We start from the raw sequence: 15,283 nt of genomic DNA, 5'->3' as shown, positions 1-15,283 counted from the left end.
AGGGTACTAGTATCGCTTAGCACTTCTTCGATAGACGAGAGAAGGATAGCAATGGAAGCCAAGGCAATTGCGCGTCACATCCGCGTAACGCCTATGAAGGCCCGGCGCGTCGTCAACCTTGTTCGTGGTCTGCAGACCAACGAGGCACTGGCCATCTTGAAGTTTGCCCCACAGGCAGCTTCGGAGCCGGTATACAAGGTTGTCGCATCGGCAGTGGCTAACGCCCGTGCCGCCGCGGACCGCGCAGGTGAAGCATTCAATGAGGACGAGCTGTTTATCAGCGAAGCGTTTGTTGACGAAGGTCCGACCATGAAGCGGTTCCAGCCGCGTGCACAGGGTCGCGCATTCCAGATCAAGAAGCGCACCAGCCACGTGACTGTGGTTGTTTCAACCACGCAGAAGGGTGGGGAGAACTAAATGGGACAGAAGATTAACCCGAACGGTTTCCGTCTCGGCATCACCACCGATCACGTTTCCCACTGGTTCGCTGATTCCAGCAAGCCAGGCCAGCGCTACGCTGACTACGTGAAGGAAGATGTCCAGATCCGCGCCCTGCTGTCTAACGGCATGGACCGCGCTGGCATCGCCCGCGTCGAGATCGAGCGTACCCGTGACCGCGTACGTGTGGATATCCACACTGCACGTCCAGGTATCGTCATTGGTCGTCGCGGCGCAGAAGCTGACCGCATTCGCGGCGAGCTGGAAAAGCTCACCAAGAAGCAGGTTCAGCTGAACATCCTCGAGGTCAAGAACCCTGACATGGAGGCCATGCTGGTCGCCCAGGGCATTGCCGAGCAGCTTGCTTCCCGCGTGGCTTTCCGCCGTGCGATGAAGAAGGCAATGCAGTCGGCAATGCGCGCTGGTGCCAAGGGCATCCGCGTTCAGTGCTCCGGTCGACTTGGCGGCGCAGAAATGTCCCGCAAGGAGTTCTACCGCGAAGGCCGTGTGCCGCTGCACACCCTGCGCGCGAACATCGACTTCGGCAAGTTCGAAGCCAAGACCACCTTCGGCCGCATCGGCGTGAAGGTCTGGATCTACAAGGGTGACGTTACCGCCAAGGAACTGGCTGCACAGCAGGCTGCTGCTCCAGCTCGTGGCGGCCGTGGCGGCAACGACCGTCCACGTGGCGGCGAACGCCGTCGTCGCAACGATCGCAAGGGCGCTGCAGCTCCGGCTGCGGAAGGAGGACAGGCTTAAATGCTTATCCCACGTCGTGTGAAGTTCCGCAAGCAGCACCACCCGAAGCGTTCGGGCGCTGCTAAGGGCGGCACCACCGTAGCATTCGGTGAGTTCGGTATCCAGGCGTTGACCCCGGCTTACGTGACTAACCGTCAGATCGAAGCCGCTCGTATCGCCATGACCCGTTACATCAAGCGTGGCGGTAAGGTCTGGATCAACATCTACCCAGACCGTCCGCTGACCAAGAAGCCTGCCGAAACCCGCATGGGTTCCGGTAAGGGTTCGCCGGAGTGGTGGGTCGCCAACGTCAAGCCAGGACGAGTCATGTTTGAACTCGGTGGCGTCAGTGAAGAGGTAGCTAAAGAGGCATTGCGTCTTGCAATCCACAAGCTGCCAATGAAGGCACGCATCGTGCGTCGTGAAGGTGGTGAATAGGGATGTCTATCGGTTCGAAGGACCTTAGCATTGAGTCCCTGGACGGCTTCGATACCGCTCGTTTGAACGAGGAATTGAAGAAGGCCAAGGCAGAACTGTTCAACCTGCGTTTCCAGTCGGCTACCGGCCAGCTGGAATCCCACGGGAACCTGAAGGCAATCAAGCGCGATATCGCCCGCATCTACACTGTGCTGCGCGAGCGCGAGCTGGGCATTCGTGAGGATGTCGTTGTTCCGGTTGAAGAAACCAAGAAGGATTCCAAGTAATGAGCGAGAAGGAGAACGGTGTGGATAACGCTACCGAGCGTAACGACCGCAAGACCCTCCGTGGTTACGTGGTATCCGACAAGATGCAGAAGACCATCGTCGTAGACGTTGAGGACCGTGTGAAGCACGCCCTCTACGGCAAGGTTATGCGTCGCAACAAGAACGTAAAGGCTCACGACGAGAACAACGAAGCCGGCATCGGCGACTTGGTTGTCATCGCTGAGACCCGCCCGCTGTCCGCTGACAAGCGCTGGCGTCTCGTTGAGATCGTAGAGAAGGCTAAGTAAGCTTCCCCGCGATTTCACGGATCTCGTGATTGACGAAACGCCCCGGACTTTTCGCAAGAAGAGTCCGGGGCGTTTCTGTATTCAATGCCGTGAATGGCATCTGGCACCGACCCACAGAACGGGACGTGCACTAATTGACCGCAGCTGACGGCTACCTGACCGCTAATAGTAACTGCGGTGTTGGCAGGCTAGATTCTGCCCTGCCGATAAGTTCGAGGGGAATAACCCAGCACCTTCCGGAAATCGGCAGCGAGATGGGCTTGATCTGAATATCCCAGCTCCGCGGCAATGCCAGCGATGGAGGCCCCAGGGTCATCGCGCAGCCTACGGGCTGCTTCTTGCAAGCGATAGCGCCGAATCACTGCCAGCGGTCCCAGACCCAAATACCGTTCCGACATCCTTTGCAGGCTGCGCGAACTGAGCGACAGGTGTTGGGCCAAGTGGGAAACCCTCACGATCCCGCGTTCCATGGCGACGGCGTCGAGCAATTCATTGGCACGCAGGCCTTCGCGCGACACGTGTGGAAGATGGGCGTTGAACCACGAGCTGAAGGCATCAGCACAGGCGGCCCCGTTGCTTTCGTGGGAGCCCCGCGTTTTGATCTCGGTGATCGCGGCCAGCAGCTCAGGCGCGTTGAACTGGATTTCCTGGTCCAGCAGCTGCACAGGCTCCACGCCCAGAGCCTGAGCAGCTGCGGGCCGGAGCAAGGCTGCAACGGCCCATCCGCTGCCGGACAAGTCGCGGTGCGATGCTCCGCTGGCCGGGCCGGAAAGCGTTACCCCCTCTGCCTGAACGACCAGATTCATTTGCGGAAAGGGCAGCAATTCCTGCCTTGAGGTGCGTCCCGGGGCAACATCCCATTCCACTAGCCAAAACCACGAGACCAACTGGCTGAGGCACGGATCGGGCGAGTAGCGCTCGATTGCCGGTAGGAGGGCGGGATACAAAACGCCGCGCGGATCCGCTGCAGCTTCCTCCATGGCCTACCACCCGTACAAGTTGTCGCATATTTACAAGATCCAGCGTGCCACACACTCCTAGGCTGAAGATATGGAAAATCTCGAAGAAGCCACGCACGGCGTGACAGGAAGGCATACCACTGCTGGCGTGCCGCATGGGGTCACTAGCTTGACGCCATTCTTGGCGGTACCCAACGCAAGGGCAGCCCTGGACTTCTATGCAGAAGTCTTTGGCGCCACCGTATTGGATTCGACCGAAATGGGCGGGGCCGTAGTCCACGCGGAGATAGATTTCGGCAATGGCCACTTGCAGATTGGCGAACCGTCACCTGCCTATGGATTGGTCGGGCCAACGGCCGCCCCGAACGCCTGCTATTCCTTGGGATACTACTGCGAAAATGCAGATGCGGTAGTGGCCAGGGCCAAAGCCGCAGGTGCCGAGATTCGAGAGCCACTGAGCAACTTCGTCTCGGGGGACCGCTTTGCATCAATCCTCGATCCCTTTGGCGTTCGCTGGTCCATCATGTCAAGGGTTCAGGATCTGTCGAAGGAAGAGAGCGCACGGCGTGTAGCGCAGTGGGCATCGCAGCAATCGTGAATTGAACAAAGGCTTAGCTGGACGCGAACCGACCAGCAACGAACGGATGGGAAAGCGTCCTGACCGGAATCACAATTCGGATCGCGTAGGCTCGGAGCGTGATGATTCGACGACGAATGCCGTACTTTCGGTGGTCTGCCGGTGCGGTTCTGGTTCTCGCCCTGGCTATTGGAGCTCTTCCGTATCTGGGTTTCCTCGGCGGCGGATGGATTCCAAAGCTCCAGGCCTTCCAGCCTTACCTCCTGCTCCTTCTGGCAGCGGGCCTCGTTATGGGCCTGCTGCGTTATGGGCCTGCTGCGCAAGAAGTGGATGATCAGCGGATGCCTGTTCGTGCTCCTGCTTTGCGGGACAGTGCCCAACGTGCAACTGAACGCTGTCGAGGGGCAGTCGGGAAACGACAACTCCGAGCTGGTCGTCTTATCGTTCAATGCGTTGAAAGCCGGAGCGGACCCTGAACAGCTCGCGGAAGTGATCAGCAGGACGGAACCGCAGATTCTCGTCCTGGTGGAAACCAGCGAACCATTGCACCGGCAGCTCGCAGGTCGCGGCGCCCTGGACGACCTCGGCTATCGGAGCCACGAGGCGCCCAGTGGGGGAGAACGGGATACCGTGATCTTTTCAAAGTATCCATTGCAGGAACGCGTCAGCGATCTGGATGCAGAAGCCACGGGTTGGTATTCCTTGCCTGTCGTCGATGTGCAGGCACCTGGCGGCCTCGTGAGCGTGGCCGGCATCCATATCTATCCGCCAGTCGGCGATGCGCAAAGGTGGGCGCGGGGCTTGGCTTCAGTCATCGACTGGTCGGAACAGCAGAAGAACAATCCGGTGATCCTTGCCGGCGACTTCAACTCCGTTCGCTCGCATCCTGCATTCCGGGCCCTGGGGGAAGGATTCGTGCAGGCTGGCGGCTTCTTGCCCAGCCCGACCTGGCCAGCTGGCCGGAGCTTCCCGCCGCTGATCGGCATTGACCATATATTGGCGAAGGAACTCACTGTTACGGGGTCTTCTTCCCATGCGGTTGGAGGTTCGGATCACCTGGCGGTAAGCGCAACGTTCGAGTTCTTGGATTGAACCGAAAAATAATCCCACTTATGGCAATTTGCCCGGCTTTCGTCCGCGAGAGCGCTCGGAGGGAGCTCGAAAGGCAGACGGAAGCCGCTGCAAGCGGCGAGCTGCCTCAACCGATGCCAGCACCAAAACCCCGGAATTCAGGGATTCTGCAGTGCCAACGGTGTGACGAACGACGCTCGCCTTTCTCATACCACACCATTTCGGATTCGCGCCACTCTAGGCTAGACTTAAGAATCTGTGCGCATGATGTTCGAGGACTATCCACCTTCGGCATAATGCAGTGCGGTCCAAATCCGTTTGGCCGCGCAAGCGCAGCCTCGATATTTTACGCCTCGGCCCTGCCGGCAATTGGGATCAGCATTCGGTGCGCCCGCGCCAGTGGGGGTAAGCGATACGTATCGTGGAGACCATATCCGTTCCGCAAGGCTCATTCATGAGAACCAGCGAGACGACAGGAGTAAGAAGTGATTCAGCAGGAGTCGCGACTGAAGGTTGCCGATAACACCGGTGCCAAGGAAATCCTTGCCATTCGTGTTCTTGGCGGCTCGAAGCGTCGCTACGCAAGCATTGGCGACACCATTGTCGCTACCGTCAAGGATGCAATTCCTGGCGGCAACGTGAAGAAGGGCGACGTCGTCAAGGCAGTCGTCGTTCGCACCAAGAAGGAAATCCGTCGTGCAGACGGTTCCTACATCAAGTTCGACGAGAACGCTGCAGTGATCCTCAAGGGTGACGCTGCCGATCCTCGTGGCACTCGTATTTTCGGCCCAGTGGGCCGCGAGCTTCGTGACAAGAAGTTCATGAAGATCGTTTCCCTGGCTCCGGAGGTGCTGTAACCATGGGCGCAAAGATCAAGAAGGGTGACCTGGTCCAGGTCATCGCTGGCAAGGATCGTGGCCTGCAGGGCAAGGTCCTGAAGGTCATCACCGAGACCAACCGCGTGCTGGTCGAAGGCGTCAACCGCGTCACCAAGCACACCAAGGCAGGTCAGACCGAATCCGGTTCGGCCACCGGCGGCATCGAGGTTGTCGAGGCTCCAGTGCACGTTTCCAACGTTGCAGTGGTTGACCCAGAGACCAAGAAGCCAACCCGCGTCGGCTTCCGCGAGGAAACCGTTGAAAAGAACGGCGTGTCCAAGACTGTACGCGTCCGTTACGCCAAGGCTTCCGGAAAGGATCTGTAATGACTGAAGCAGCCACCAAGATCCAGCCACGTCTGAAGGCTAAGTACGCAGCTGACATCCGCCCTGCCCTGCAGGAGCAGTTCAACTACGCCAACCCAATGCAGGTACCATCCCTGACCAAGGTTGTCGTGAACATGGGTGTTGGCGAAGCGGCCAAGGACTCGAAGCTCATTGAAGGCGCCGTACGCGACCTGACCGCAATTACCGGTCAGAAGCCAGTGGTTACCAAGGCCCGCAAGTCGATCGCTCAGTTCAAGCTGCGCGAAGGCATGCCAATCGGTACCCACACCACCCTGCGTAACGATCGCATGTGGGAATTCGTCGACCGCCTGATCACCCTGGCACTGCCTCGTATCCGCGACTTCCGCGGCCTGAGCGACCGCCAGTTCGATGGCAATGGCAACTACACTTTCGGTCTGACCGAACAGTCGATGTTCCATGAAATCGATGTGGACAAGGTTGACCGCGTACGTGGTATGGACATCACCGTCGTTACCACCGCCAAGACTGATGACGAAGGCCGTGCCTTGCTCAAGGCTCTGGGCTTCCCATTCAAGACCAACAACTAATCTCACTACGTTACAGGTCCGCTAAGGAAACCGTAACGAGGAAGGGCTGAAGCCCACATGTCTATGACAGATCCAGTCGCAGATATGCTGACTCGTCTGCGCAACGCCAACTCGGCTTACCACGACACTGTGTCGATGCCGTCGAGCAAGCTGAAAGTGCGCATTGCAAACATCCTCAAGGAACAGGGCTACATCGCCTCGTTCGAGGAAGTAGCAGCAGAAGTCGGCAAGACTCTGACTATCACTTTGAAGTACGGCCCATCGCGTGAGCGTTCGATCGCTGGCGTACGCCGTATCTCCAAGCCAGGTCTTCGCGTTTACGCAAAGTCCACCAACCTGCCTCACGTGCTCGGTGGCCTTGGCATCGCTATCCTGTCCACCTCCTCCGGTCTGCTTACCGACCGTCAGGCTGCAAAGAAGGGCGTGGGTGGGGAAGTCCTCGCCTACGTCTGGTAACGGGAAAGGGGAAACATACAATGTCACGTATTGGACGTCTTCCGATTTCCGTACCTGCCAACGTTGAGTTGAATGTCGACGGCCAGCTGGTCGCCGTCAAGGGTCCCAAGGGTGAACTTTCGATCACCGTCAAGGCTCCAATCACCGTTGCCAAGGACGAGAACACTGTTACCGTCAGCCGCCCGAACGACTCCCGCGAGGCTCGTTCGCTGCACGGTCTGACCCGCACCCTGATCAACAACATGATCGTTGGTGTGACCGAGGGTTACGAGAAGAAGCTCGAAATCCACGGTACCGGTTACCGCGTACAGGCTAAGGGTGCCGACCTGGAGCTTGCTCTGGGCTACTCGCACCCAGTGAAGGTTGCTGCCGTTGACGGCATCACCTTCTCGGTCGAGGGCAACAACAAGATCACCGTTGCTGGTATCGACAAGCAGCACGTCGGTGAGGTTGCCGCTAACATCCGCAAGCTGCGCAAGACCGAGCCTTACAAGGGCAAGGGCATTCGCTACGCTGGCGAGATCATCCGCCGCAAGGTCGGAAAGGCTGGTAAGTAAACATGGCTATCGGAATCAAGGGCAAGAGCAAGTCCGCTCAGCGCGGTCGTCGTCACCAGCGTTTGCGCAAGCACATCGTTGGTACCTCCGTTCGTCCACGCCTGGTTGTCAACCGCTCGGCTCGTCACATCTTCGTACAGATCGTAGACGACTCGCAGGGCATCACCCTGGCCAGCGCATCGACCATGGAAGCAGATCTTCGCGCAAGCGATGCCGACAAGACCGCAAAGTCCAAGCGCATTGGCGAGCTCGTTGCAGAGCGCGCCAAGGCTGCTGGCATCGAAGCAGTTGTCTTCGACCGCGGTGGCAACAAGTACCACGGTCGCGTGGCTGCTGTTGCTGAAGGCGCACGTGAAGGTGGGCTGGCACTGTGAGCGAAGCAACTAACAAGAAGGAAACTCAGGTGTCTGAAGCTACTGAAGCAGTCGAGACTGCATCGGCTCCCGCTACCGAGAACGCAGGATCCCGTCGCGGCGAAGGCCGCGGTCGTGGTGAAGGCCGTGGACGTGGCGAAGGCCGCGGTCGTGGTCGCGACCAGAAGGATAACCGCAACGAAGACAAGGACAAGTTCCTTGAGCGCGTTGTAGCTATCAACCGCGTCTCCAAGGTCGTCAAGGGTGGTCGTCGCTTCAGCTTCACCGCACTTGTGGTCGTTGGCGACGGCAACGGTCTGGTTGGCGTTGGCTACGGTAAGGCCAAGGAAGTTCCTGCTGCTATCGCCAAGGGCGTTGAAGAGGCCAAGAAGTCCTTCTTCCGCGTTCCACGCGTTGGCACTACCATTCCACACCTGGTCAAGGGTGAGGCCGCCGCTGGCGTCGTCTTGCTCCGCCCAGCAGCTCCTGGTACCGGTGTTATCGCCGGCGGTCCAGTGCGCGCCGTGTTGGAGTGCGCAGGCATCCACGACATCCTGTCGAAGTCGATGGGTTCGCAGAACCAGATCAACATCGTTCAGGGCACCATTGCTGCACTGAAGGCTCTGGAAGAGCCCCAGGCTGTTGCTGCTCGCCGCGGTCTTCCGCTGGACGAGGTTGCACCAGCAGCAATGCTGCGTCACATCCAGTCCCAGAAGGCAGGTGCTTAATCAATGGCTAAGAACATTGTTCCAAGCGACGCCAAGCTGGCAATCACTCAGGTCAAGTCCATCATTGGTGGTAACCAGGGCCAGCGCGACGTTGTTCGCTCGCTGGGTCTGAAGCGCATCGGTCACACCGTTGTCCGCACCGCCGATCCTGTGACTGTTGGCATGGTCAACAAGGTCCCACACCTGCTGAAGGTCGAGGAGGCGAAGTAGAGATGGCTGAAGAAAAAGCACTTAAGGTTCACCACCTGCGCCCAGCTGAGGGTGCCAAGACCGCTAAGACCCGCGTGGGTCGCGGTGAGGGCTCGAAGGGCAAGACCGCAGGTCGCGGTACCAAGGGTACCAAGGCTCGTTACCAGGTGAAGGCAGGCTTCGCAGGTGGTCAGCTTCCGCTGCACATGCGTCTGCCAAAGCTGCGCGGCTTCAAGAACCCATTCCGCGTCGAGTTCCAGGTTGTAAACCTGGACAAGATCTCGGAGCTGTTCCCAGAAGGCGGCGAAGTCACCGTCGAGGCACTGGTTGCCAAGGGCGCCGTTCGCAAGAACCAGCCTGTCAAGGTCCTGGGCACCGGCGACATCACGGTCAAGGTTGACGTGAAGGTTGACGCCTTCTCGACTTCCGCAGCCGAGAAAATTGCTGCTGCTGGCGGCTCGGCAAACACCCTCTAATACAGGGTCAAGCCTTTGAATAGTCCCGGTTCGGGTTGAGCAATCAACGCGAACCGGGACTTTCTTTTACTCTCGGCGAAACATTCTAAGATTTCTAATAATTGCTTGGCTGATTAGTCAGTTTAGTCCCAATTCTGCAAACATTCCTGCGCTTTTCGTGTGGCGCATTTGGCAGGATTGCCTAACTGACCGCTAGAATCGTTAGGTCTGGGAAGAATCTCTTCCCCAGACTCAAGCACTTACTTCAGGAGGACGCTTGTTCAGCGCCATAGCCCGAGTTTTTCGGACGCCTGATCTGCGCAACAAGTTGCTGTTCACGCTTGGGATCATTGCGATCTATCGTGTGGGCGTATTCATTCCCGCACCGGGCATTGATTACAGCAACGTTCAGCAGTGTCTGGCAATGGGTGAAACCACCGGTGGACTTTATTCATTCGTGAACCTGTTCAGCGGCGGAGCCCTGTTGCAGGTATCGGTTTTCGCAATGGGAATCATGCCGTATATTACTGCGGCAATTATCGTCCAGTTGCTGCGTGTGGTGATCCCGCACTTCGAGGCACTGCACAAGGAAGGCCAAGCCGGCCAGGCCAAGATGACGCAGTACACGCGTTACTTGACCATCGCCCTGGCACTGCTGCAGGGAACCACCTTGGTCACCCTGGCGCGCACCGGCAGCCTGTTCCCAAGCTGCACCCTTCCGCTGATCCCGGATGACTCGCTGATCGTCATCTTGCTGATGATCATCACCCTCACGGCAGGCACCGGCCTGATCATGTGGATGGGCGAGCTGATCACCGAACGCGGCATCGGCAACGGCATGTCCATCTTGATCTTCATCTCCATCGCTTCGGGCTTCCCATCCTCGATGGGCGCGATCTTCCAGGCACAGGGCATCATGACCTTCATCGGCGTACTGCTGGTGGGCCTGCTGATTGTGGCCCTGGTGGTCTTCGTTGAGCAGTCCCAGCGCCGTGTCCCGGTGCAGTACGCCAAGCGCACTGTGGGACGCCGTACCGTGGGCGGCACCTCCACCTATATTCCACTGAAGCTGAACATGGCGAACGTGATCCCAGTGATCTTCGCCAGCTCCATCCTGGCGCTGCCGCAGATGATCGTCCAGTTCAACCAGAACGACGACGGCACCCTGCCCGAGTGGGCGATGTGGCTGCAGGAGCACTCGGCGACGTCCTCGCCGTGGTACATGCTGGTGTACACCCTGCTGATCATCGGCTTCACCTACTTCTACGTAGCGATTACCTTCAACCCTGAAGAGGTCGCAGACAACATGAAGAAGTACGGCGGATTCATCCCGGGCATTCGCGCAGGTCGTCCGACCGCGCAGTACCTGCAGTACGTGATTTCCCGTATTACCTTCCCGGGCGCCCTGTATCTAGCGTTCGTTGCGTTGATTCCACTGATTGCCTTCGTGCTGTTCAACGCTGATCAAAGCTTCCCATTTGGCGGTACATCGATCCTGATTATGGTTGGTGTGGGTTTGGAAACCGTCAAGCAAATCAATGCTCAAATGCAGCAACGGAACTATGAAGGGCTTCTGCGATGAGTCGACTGCTAATTATTGGACCTCCTGGTGCCGGCAAAGGCACCCAGGCCGTAAAGATCTCCGAGCGCTTGGACATTGTTGCCATCTCGACCGGTGACATCTTCCGTGCCAACGTCAAGGGCGGCACCCCGCTTGGCCTCGAAGCCAGCAAGTACATTGACAACGGGGACTTCGTCCCTGATTCGGTCACCAACAACATGGTTGAAGACCGCCTGAACCAGGACGACGTAGCCAACGGCTTCCTGCTGGACGGCTACCCGCGCACCAGTGCGCAGGTCGATGCACTGGATGCGATGCTGGCCAACAAGGGCATCGCCCTGGACGCAGTGCTGCAGCTGACCGCCGATGATGACGAGCTGGTTGCCCGCCTGCTGAAGCGTGCCGAAATCGAAGGCCGCGCCGATGACACCGAAGAGGTCATCCGCCACCGCCTGAGCCTGTACAACGAAGAGACTCGCGTCGTTGTAGAGCGCTACGAGGAACGCGGCATCGTGCGCAAGGTCGACGGCCTGGGCGCTATCGACGAAGTCACCGAACGTGTTCTTGCGGCGTTGAACGTCAACGCCTAGACACAAGCGTTACAACGCGCAGGGACCGTGCAGCAACAATGGATGTTGCAGCCCGGTCCCTGCGCACTTTTTGCATTGATGGACCTTGCCGAAGCCGGCAACGGCACAGGGCGGGACATCACACTTTAAGGCAGGGGAATCACATTGGCATTAGGACAGCCGAAAATCGAGTACAAGTCCAACTCCGAGATCTTGAAAATGCGCAAGGCCGGGTTGGTTCTGGCTGAAGCACTGGACGAAGCTGTCGCGATGGCCCGCCCGGGCGTGCGGACCGAAGCTATCAACGAGGTTTTCGGCAAGGTGCTGGAACGCCACAGCGCAACCAGCAACTTCCTCGGCTACCACGGTTTCCCGGCCAACATCTGCGCGTCGGTCAACCATGAGGTAGTCCACGGCTTCCCGTCCGACTACGAGCTGAAGGACGGCGATGTGCTGAAGATCGATGGCGGCGCCGTCGTGGAGGGCTGGCACGCCGACTCGGCCCGCACCGTTTTGGTCGGGGAAAACATCGACCCGGCTGACCAGCGCCTGAGCGATATCACCGAGCAGGCCATGTGGGCCGGCATTGCTGCCGCTGCCAACGCACGCTTCGTCGGCCAGATCGGGCAGGCCATCGATGACTACGTCGCCAGCCAGCCAGGCGACGGGCTTGGCATCCTCGAAGACTACTGCGGCCACGGCATCGGCTCGCAGATGCACATGGCACCGGACGTGCTCAACTACAACTCCGGACACCGCGGCCCACGGATCAAGCCAGGTATGTGCTTGGCCATTGAACCAATGCTCGTACGCGGCGGCATCGAGACCTCCGTGCTGGAAGATGACTGGACGGTAGTCACTAACGACAAGTCCAACGCTTCGCAGTGGGAGCACACCGTAGCCTTCCACATGGGCGGCATCTGGGTATTGACCGCGCACGACGGGGGAGCGGCGGGCCTGGCCCCATTCGGCGTGACCCCATCGCCGATCCAGGGCTAACGCCACCCCGGAATCTAATGGATCCAGTACGCCACCGCGTTGTGGCGTGCTGGATCTAACATTTTAAATATCGATGAACGATTGGCACTGCGAGAACTAATGCCGTATCGTTGTTTGTTGGTTCTTGATTTAATTGCGCCTAAAACCCTTAGGTTTTCGGTACAGGGATCAAGAGCCGGAACCAATTACTTGTTGGTGGGAATTGCCAACAAAAAAAGTTAGCGGGGAAAATGGGCAAGAAGGAAGGCGTCATCCAGGTAGAGGGCACCGTCTCGGAGGCACTGCCGAACGCGATGTTCCGCGTGGAGCTGCCAAATGGACACGTAGTGCTCGCCACTATCTCGGGTAAGATGCGTCAGCACTACATTCGAATCCTCCCAGAGGACCGAGTGCAGGTTGAAATGAGCCCATACGACCTCAACCGAGGTCGCATCGTCTACCGCTACAAGTAAATCTGCACAACCCAAGACTTTCCCAGCAGGCCAAAGCGCAGTCATGCGCAACAACCGCTGGATGATTGTTCTTGGGCGAAGCTATTTACTGCTCCACATTTAACTGCAACCGCAAAAGGACAAAGCCTTGAAGGTTAACCCTAGCGTGAAGCCGATCTGCGACAAGTGCAAGGTGATCCGTCGTAACGGCGTGGTCATGGTGATCTGCGAGAACCCACGCCACAAGCAGCGTCAGGGCTAATTCCGTTCTTACGGGATTCCCACGCGTAGTCAATTAGGCAGTATCAGCCAGGACGGAAGTTCTGGTGCACCCCCGGATTCGGAGGCCGGGGCCGTGAGCAATCACGGAAGATGCTGCTCCAGACCTCCGTTCGTTGAAAGGTAGCCACTTGGCTCGTTTAGCAGGCGTGGATATTCCACGCGAGAAGCGCGTAATCATCGCGCTGACTTACATCTACGGCGTGGGCAAGACCCGTGCAGAAGAGACCATCGCAGCGACCGGTATCAACCCGGACACTCGCGTCAAGGATCTCACCGATGACCAGCTCGTGCAGCTGCGCGACTTCGTCGAAGGCACCTACAAGGTAGAAGGTGACCTGCGCCGCGAGGTTCAGGCCGACATTCGCCGCAAGGTAGAGATCGGATCCTACGAAGGTATTCGTCACCGTAAGGGCCTGCCGGTCCGCGGTCAGCGCACCAAGACCAACGCACGTACCCGCAAGGGCCCGAAGCGTACCGTCGCCGGTAAGAAGAAGACTCGCTAAATCTTAGCGATCTAGTTCAAATACTTTTTTCGTAGGAGAAGAAATGCCCCCAAAGACTCGTGGAGCGGTACGTAAGCCGCGTCGCAAGGACAAAAAGAATATTGCGCAGGGACAGGCGCATATCAAGAGCACCTTCAACAACACCATCGTATCGATCACCGATCCGACTGGCGCTGTGATCTCGTGGGCTTCGGCCGGCGAGGTAGGCATGAAGGGTTCGCGCAAGTCGACCCCATACGCTGCCCAGATGGCTGCCGAGTCCGCTGCAAAGCGCGCTCAGGAGCACGGCATGCGCAAGGTTGACGTTTTCGTCAAGGGCCCAGGCTCGGGACGCGAAACCGCGATCCGTTCGCTGCAGGCTGCTGGCCTTGAGGTTGGATCCATCCAGGATGTTTCCCCAAGCGCTCACAACGGTTGCCGCCCATCGAAGCGTCGCCGCGTCTAATTGATTCGCTAGGCTTAGCCTAAGAAGTCACCGAAGCATTCACTCGTGGGTGCTTTGGTGACTATCTTGGACTTATTAGCCTGCAAAAGACGAACGGCCACCTCAGGCTACCGTCGTTTCCACCCCCGTGAGGCGTCATATAGCGGACGCTCGCTGAAAGGAAATGTAAGTGCTCATTACGCAGCGCCCAACCCTGACCGAAGAAGTAGTTGCCGAAAACCGCTCCCGGTTCGTTATCGAACCACTGGAGCCAGGCTTTGGCTACACCCTTGGTAACTCGCTCCGCCGTACCCTGCTCTCTTCGATTCCTGGTGCTTCCGTCACCAGCATTCGAATTGACGGTGTACTGCACGAGTTCACCACCGTAGCCGGTGTCAAGGAAGACGTCACCGAACTGGTCTTGAACATCAAGAACCTGTCGGTATCTTCCGAGCACGACGAGCCAGTCGTTGCCTACCTGCGCAAGCAGGGCCCGGGCATCGTTACTGCAGCGGACATCACCCCTCCAGCAGGTGTGGAGTTCCACAACCCTGATCTGCACATCGCCACCCTCAACGCCAATGGCAAGTTCGACATGGAACTGACCATTGAGCGCGGCCGTGGCTACGTGTCTGCCGCTCAGAACAAGAACATCGATGGCGAGATTGGCCGAATCCCAGTTGATTCGATCTACTCCCCAGTTCTGAAGGTGACCTTCCGCGTGGAAGCAACCCGTGTTGAGCAGCGCACCGACTTCGATCGCCTGATCGTTGACGTGGAGACCAAGGAATCGATCACCCCGCGCGATGCAGTTGCATCCGCAGGTACCACACTGGTTGAGCTGTTCGGTTTGTTCCGCGAACTGAACACTCAGGCTGAAGGTATCGAAATCGGTCCATCGCCAACCGATGCAGCCATGGCTGCTGACATGGCGCTGCCGATCGAGGATCTGGAACTCACCGTTCGTTCGTACAACTGCTTGAAGCGTGAGGGCATCCACTCCGTGGGTGAACTCGTTACCCGCTCCGAGGCCGACTTGATGGACATCCGCAACTTCGGTGCAAAGTCCATTGACGAAGTCAAGGCCAAGCTGGTTGAACTGGGTCTGGCCCTGAAGGATTCCCCTCCAGGCTTCGATCTGGCCGCTCGTAGCGCCATCGACGATGGCGACGAATACGACGAGGGTCTGTAAGACCCGCGTCTAGCGACACACTACTTCATCCGACTGG

The 15,283-nt window shown here is 58.4% G+C and carries 25 protein-coding genes; 24 read left to right on the top strand and 1 reads right to left on the bottom strand.

Going from position 1 to position 15,283, the window contains the following annotated elements; all coding sequences use genetic code 11:
- The first annotated feature begins 51 nt into the window (after nt 1–51).
- From rplV to rpsQ, 5 genes are read left to right on the top strand one after another with little or no spacing between them, the layout of a single operon-like run.
- On the top strand, nt 52–417 hold the full coding sequence (gene rplV / locus ACR9WD_RS11500) for a 50S ribosomal protein L22 (protein WP_013349683.1): 366 nt from the start codon (nt 52–54) through the stop codon (nt 415–417).
- The gene (gene rpsC, locus ACR9WD_RS11495; protein WP_038992194.1) at nt 418–1,197 is read left to right on the top strand and encodes a 30S ribosomal protein S3; all 780 of its coding nucleotides are present in this window, start codon (nt 418–420) and stop codon (nt 1,195–1,197) included.
- Entirely contained in the window at nt 1,198–1,614 is a 417-nt protein-coding gene (rplP, locus tag ACR9WD_RS11490) for a 50S ribosomal protein L16 (protein WP_022874131.1), read from the top strand.
- Between the two features lie 2 nt (nt 1,615–1,616).
- Nucleotides 1,617–1,880, top strand: a complete 264-nt coding sequence (gene rpmC / locus ACR9WD_RS11485; protein ID WP_038992193.1) for a 50S ribosomal protein L29 — start codon at nt 1,617–1,619, stop codon at nt 1,878–1,880.
- Entirely contained in the window at nt 1,880–2,167 is a 288-nt protein-coding gene (gene rpsQ / locus ACR9WD_RS11480) for a 30S ribosomal protein S17 (protein WP_013349679.1), read from the top strand. Before rpmC ends, rpsQ begins: the two co-directional genes overlap by 1 nt.
- Nucleotides 2,168–2,355: 188 nt before the next feature.
- Here the strand turns inward: rpsQ and ACR9WD_RS11475 are convergent, their stop codons facing one another.
- Nucleotides 2,356–3,147: a helix-turn-helix domain-containing protein gene (locus ACR9WD_RS11475; protein WP_434922115.1), complete on the bottom strand. Its 792-nt coding sequence runs from the start codon at nt 3,145–3,147 to the stop codon at nt 2,356–2,358.
- Between the two features lie 70 nt (nt 3,148–3,217).
- Between ACR9WD_RS11475 and ACR9WD_RS11470 the strand changes: the two genes are divergently transcribed.
- The 19 genes from ACR9WD_RS11470 (at nt 3,218) to ACR9WD_RS11380 (ending at nt 15,246) form a co-directional block, all read left to right on the top strand.
- On the top strand, nt 3,218–3,724 hold the full coding sequence (locus tag ACR9WD_RS11470; RefSeq protein WP_434922114.1) for a VOC family protein: 507 nt from the start codon (nt 3,218–3,220) through the stop codon (nt 3,722–3,724).
- A 285-nt stretch (nt 3,725–4,009) separates the two neighbouring features.
- Nucleotides 4,010–4,795: an endonuclease/exonuclease/phosphatase family protein gene (locus ACR9WD_RS11465; RefSeq protein ID WP_434922113.1), complete on the top strand. Its 786-nt coding sequence runs from the start codon at nt 4,010–4,012 to the stop codon at nt 4,793–4,795.
- A gap of 464 nt (nt 4,796–5,259) precedes the next feature.
- Nucleotides 5,260–5,631, top strand: a complete 372-nt coding sequence (gene rplN / locus ACR9WD_RS11460; RefSeq protein ID WP_038992191.1) for a 50S ribosomal protein L14 — start codon at nt 5,260–5,262, stop codon at nt 5,629–5,631.
- Between the two features lie 2 nt (nt 5,632–5,633).
- Nucleotides 5,634–5,978 (top strand): 50S ribosomal protein L24, encoded by a 345-nt coding sequence (gene rplX, locus ACR9WD_RS11455; protein ID WP_038992190.1) that lies wholly within the window; start codon nt 5,634–5,636, stop codon nt 5,976–5,978.
- Entirely contained in the window at nt 5,978–6,547 is a 570-nt protein-coding gene (gene rplE / locus ACR9WD_RS11450; protein ID WP_038992189.1) for a 50S ribosomal protein L5, read from the top strand. The genes rplX and rplE overlap by 1 nt, the downstream gene beginning before the upstream one ends.
- A gap of 57 nt (nt 6,548–6,604) precedes the next feature.
- Nucleotides 6,605–7,003 carry a 30S ribosomal protein S8 gene (gene rpsH / locus ACR9WD_RS11445; protein ID WP_013349671.1) on the top strand — a complete coding sequence of 133 codons (399 nt, stop codon included), beginning with the start codon at nt 6,605–6,607 and terminating at the stop codon, nt 7,001–7,003.
- A 20-nt stretch (nt 7,004–7,023) separates the two neighbouring features.
- On the top strand, nt 7,024–7,560 hold the full coding sequence (gene rplF, locus ACR9WD_RS11440; protein WP_038992188.1) for a 50S ribosomal protein L6: 537 nt from the start codon (nt 7,024–7,026) through the stop codon (nt 7,558–7,560).
- A gap of 2 nt (nt 7,561–7,562) precedes the next feature.
- The gene (gene rplR / locus ACR9WD_RS11435; protein ID WP_038992187.1) at nt 7,563–7,934 is read left to right on the top strand and encodes a 50S ribosomal protein L18; all 372 of its coding nucleotides are present in this window, start codon (nt 7,563–7,565) and stop codon (nt 7,932–7,934) included.
- A gap of 29 nt (nt 7,935–7,963) precedes the next feature.
- Nucleotides 7,964–8,641, top strand: a complete 678-nt coding sequence (rpsE, locus tag ACR9WD_RS11430) for a 30S ribosomal protein S5 (RefSeq protein ID WP_174520608.1) — start codon at nt 7,964–7,966, stop codon at nt 8,639–8,641.
- Between the two features lie 3 nt (nt 8,642–8,644).
- Entirely contained in the window at nt 8,645–8,851 is a 207-nt protein-coding gene (gene rpmD, locus ACR9WD_RS11425; RefSeq protein ID WP_038992184.1) for a 50S ribosomal protein L30, read from the top strand.
- Nucleotides 8,852–8,853: 2 nt separating this feature from the next.
- Complete coding sequence (gene rplO / locus ACR9WD_RS11420; protein WP_038992183.1) at nt 8,854–9,306, top strand: 50S ribosomal protein L15; 453 nt, start codon at nt 8,854–8,856, stop codon at nt 9,304–9,306.
- 256 nt (nt 9,307–9,562) lie between these two features.
- Nucleotides 9,563–10,867: a preprotein translocase subunit SecY gene (gene secY, locus ACR9WD_RS11415; RefSeq protein WP_038992182.1), complete on the top strand. Its 1,305-nt coding sequence runs from the start codon at nt 9,563–9,565 to the stop codon at nt 10,865–10,867.
- Nucleotides 10,864–11,436, top strand: a complete 573-nt coding sequence (locus ACR9WD_RS11410) for an adenylate kinase (RefSeq protein WP_038992181.1) — start codon at nt 10,864–10,866, stop codon at nt 11,434–11,436. The genes secY and ACR9WD_RS11410 overlap by 4 nt, the downstream gene beginning before the upstream one ends.
- Nucleotides 11,437–11,580: 144 nt before the next feature.
- A complete protein-coding gene (gene map, locus ACR9WD_RS11405) occupies nt 11,581–12,414 on the top strand; it encodes a type I methionyl aminopeptidase (protein ID WP_285673466.1) in 834 nt (277 codons plus the stop codon).
- A gap of 230 nt (nt 12,415–12,644) precedes the next feature.
- Nucleotides 12,645–12,866, top strand: a complete 222-nt coding sequence (infA, locus tag ACR9WD_RS11400; RefSeq protein ID WP_013349662.1) for a translation initiation factor IF-1 — start codon at nt 12,645–12,647, stop codon at nt 12,864–12,866.
- A gap of 127 nt (nt 12,867–12,993) precedes the next feature.
- Nucleotides 12,994–13,107, top strand: coding sequence for a 50S ribosomal protein L36 (gene rpmJ, locus ACR9WD_RS11395; RefSeq protein WP_013349661.1), 114 nt, complete (start codon nt 12,994–12,996; stop codon nt 13,105–13,107).
- 148 nt (nt 13,108–13,255) lie between these two features.
- Nucleotides 13,256–13,630, top strand: a complete 375-nt coding sequence (gene rpsM / locus ACR9WD_RS11390) for a 30S ribosomal protein S13 (protein ID WP_022874115.1) — start codon at nt 13,256–13,258, stop codon at nt 13,628–13,630.
- Between the two features lie 43 nt (nt 13,631–13,673).
- Nucleotides 13,674–14,075 (top strand): 30S ribosomal protein S11, encoded by a 402-nt coding sequence (gene rpsK, locus ACR9WD_RS11385; protein ID WP_038992179.1) that lies wholly within the window; start codon nt 13,674–13,676, stop codon nt 14,073–14,075.
- Between the two features lie 169 nt (nt 14,076–14,244).
- Complete coding sequence (locus tag ACR9WD_RS11380) at nt 14,245–15,246, top strand: DNA-directed RNA polymerase subunit alpha (protein ID WP_038992178.1); 1,002 nt, start codon at nt 14,245–14,247, stop codon at nt 15,244–15,246.
- The last annotated feature ends 37 nt before the right edge of the window (nt 15,247–15,283 follow it).

Origin of the sequence: Glutamicibacter sp. PAEs-4 (genome assembly GCF_051161755.1) — a bacterium.
GTDB classification, from domain to species: domain Bacteria; phylum Actinomycetota; class Actinomycetes; order Actinomycetales; family Micrococcaceae; genus Glutamicibacter; species Glutamicibacter nicotianae.
Note: the sequence above shows the minus strand (reverse complement) of the source record. Positions and strands in the feature narration are given on the sequence as shown.

Excerpts from the sequence above, each read along its gene's own strand:
- rplV (WP_013349683.1), top strand. The coding sequence starts at position 52 with ATGGAAGCCAAGGCAATTGCGCGTCACATCCGCGTAACGCCTATGAAG.
- rpsC (WP_038992194.1), top strand. The coding sequence starts at position 418 with ATGGGACAGAAGATTAACCCGAACGGTTTCCGTCTCGGCATCACCACC.
- rplP (WP_022874131.1), top strand. The coding sequence starts at position 1,198 with ATGCTTATCCCACGTCGTGTGAAGTTCCGCAAGCAGCACCACCCGAAG.
- rpmC (WP_038992193.1), top strand. The coding sequence starts at position 1,617 with ATGTCTATCGGTTCGAAGGACCTTAGCATTGAGTCCCTGGACGGCTTC.
- rpsQ (WP_013349679.1), top strand. The coding sequence starts at position 1,880 with ATGAGCGAGAAGGAGAACGGTGTGGATAACGCTACCGAGCGTAACGAC.
- ACR9WD_RS11475 (WP_434922115.1), bottom strand. The coding sequence starts at position 3,147 with ATGGAGGAAGCTGCAGCGGATCCGCGCGGCGTTTTGTATCCCGCCCTC.
- ACR9WD_RS11470 (WP_434922114.1), top strand. The coding sequence starts at position 3,218 with ATGGAAAATCTCGAAGAAGCCACGCACGGCGTGACAGGAAGGCATACC.
- ACR9WD_RS11465 (WP_434922113.1), top strand. The coding sequence starts at position 4,010 with ATGGGCCTGCTGCGCAAGAAGTGGATGATCAGCGGATGCCTGTTCGTG.
- rplX (WP_038992190.1), top strand. The coding sequence starts at position 5,634 with ATGGGCGCAAAGATCAAGAAGGGTGACCTGGTCCAGGTCATCGCTGGC.
- rplE (WP_038992189.1), top strand. The coding sequence starts at position 5,978 with ATGACTGAAGCAGCCACCAAGATCCAGCCACGTCTGAAGGCTAAGTAC.
- rpsH (WP_013349671.1), top strand. The coding sequence starts at position 6,605 with ATGTCTATGACAGATCCAGTCGCAGATATGCTGACTCGTCTGCGCAAC.
- rplF (WP_038992188.1), top strand. The coding sequence starts at position 7,024 with ATGTCACGTATTGGACGTCTTCCGATTTCCGTACCTGCCAACGTTGAG.
- rplR (WP_038992187.1), top strand. The coding sequence starts at position 7,563 with ATGGCTATCGGAATCAAGGGCAAGAGCAAGTCCGCTCAGCGCGGTCGT.
- rpmD (WP_038992184.1), top strand. The coding sequence starts at position 8,645 with ATGGCTAAGAACATTGTTCCAAGCGACGCCAAGCTGGCAATCACTCAG.
- rplO (WP_038992183.1), top strand. The coding sequence starts at position 8,854 with ATGGCTGAAGAAAAAGCACTTAAGGTTCACCACCTGCGCCCAGCTGAG.
- ACR9WD_RS11410 (WP_038992181.1), top strand. The coding sequence starts at position 10,864 with ATGAGTCGACTGCTAATTATTGGACCTCCTGGTGCCGGCAAAGGCACC.
- infA (WP_013349662.1), top strand. The coding sequence starts at position 12,645 with ATGGGCAAGAAGGAAGGCGTCATCCAGGTAGAGGGCACCGTCTCGGAG.
- rpsK (WP_038992179.1), top strand. The coding sequence starts at position 13,674 with ATGCCCCCAAAGACTCGTGGAGCGGTACGTAAGCCGCGTCGCAAGGAC.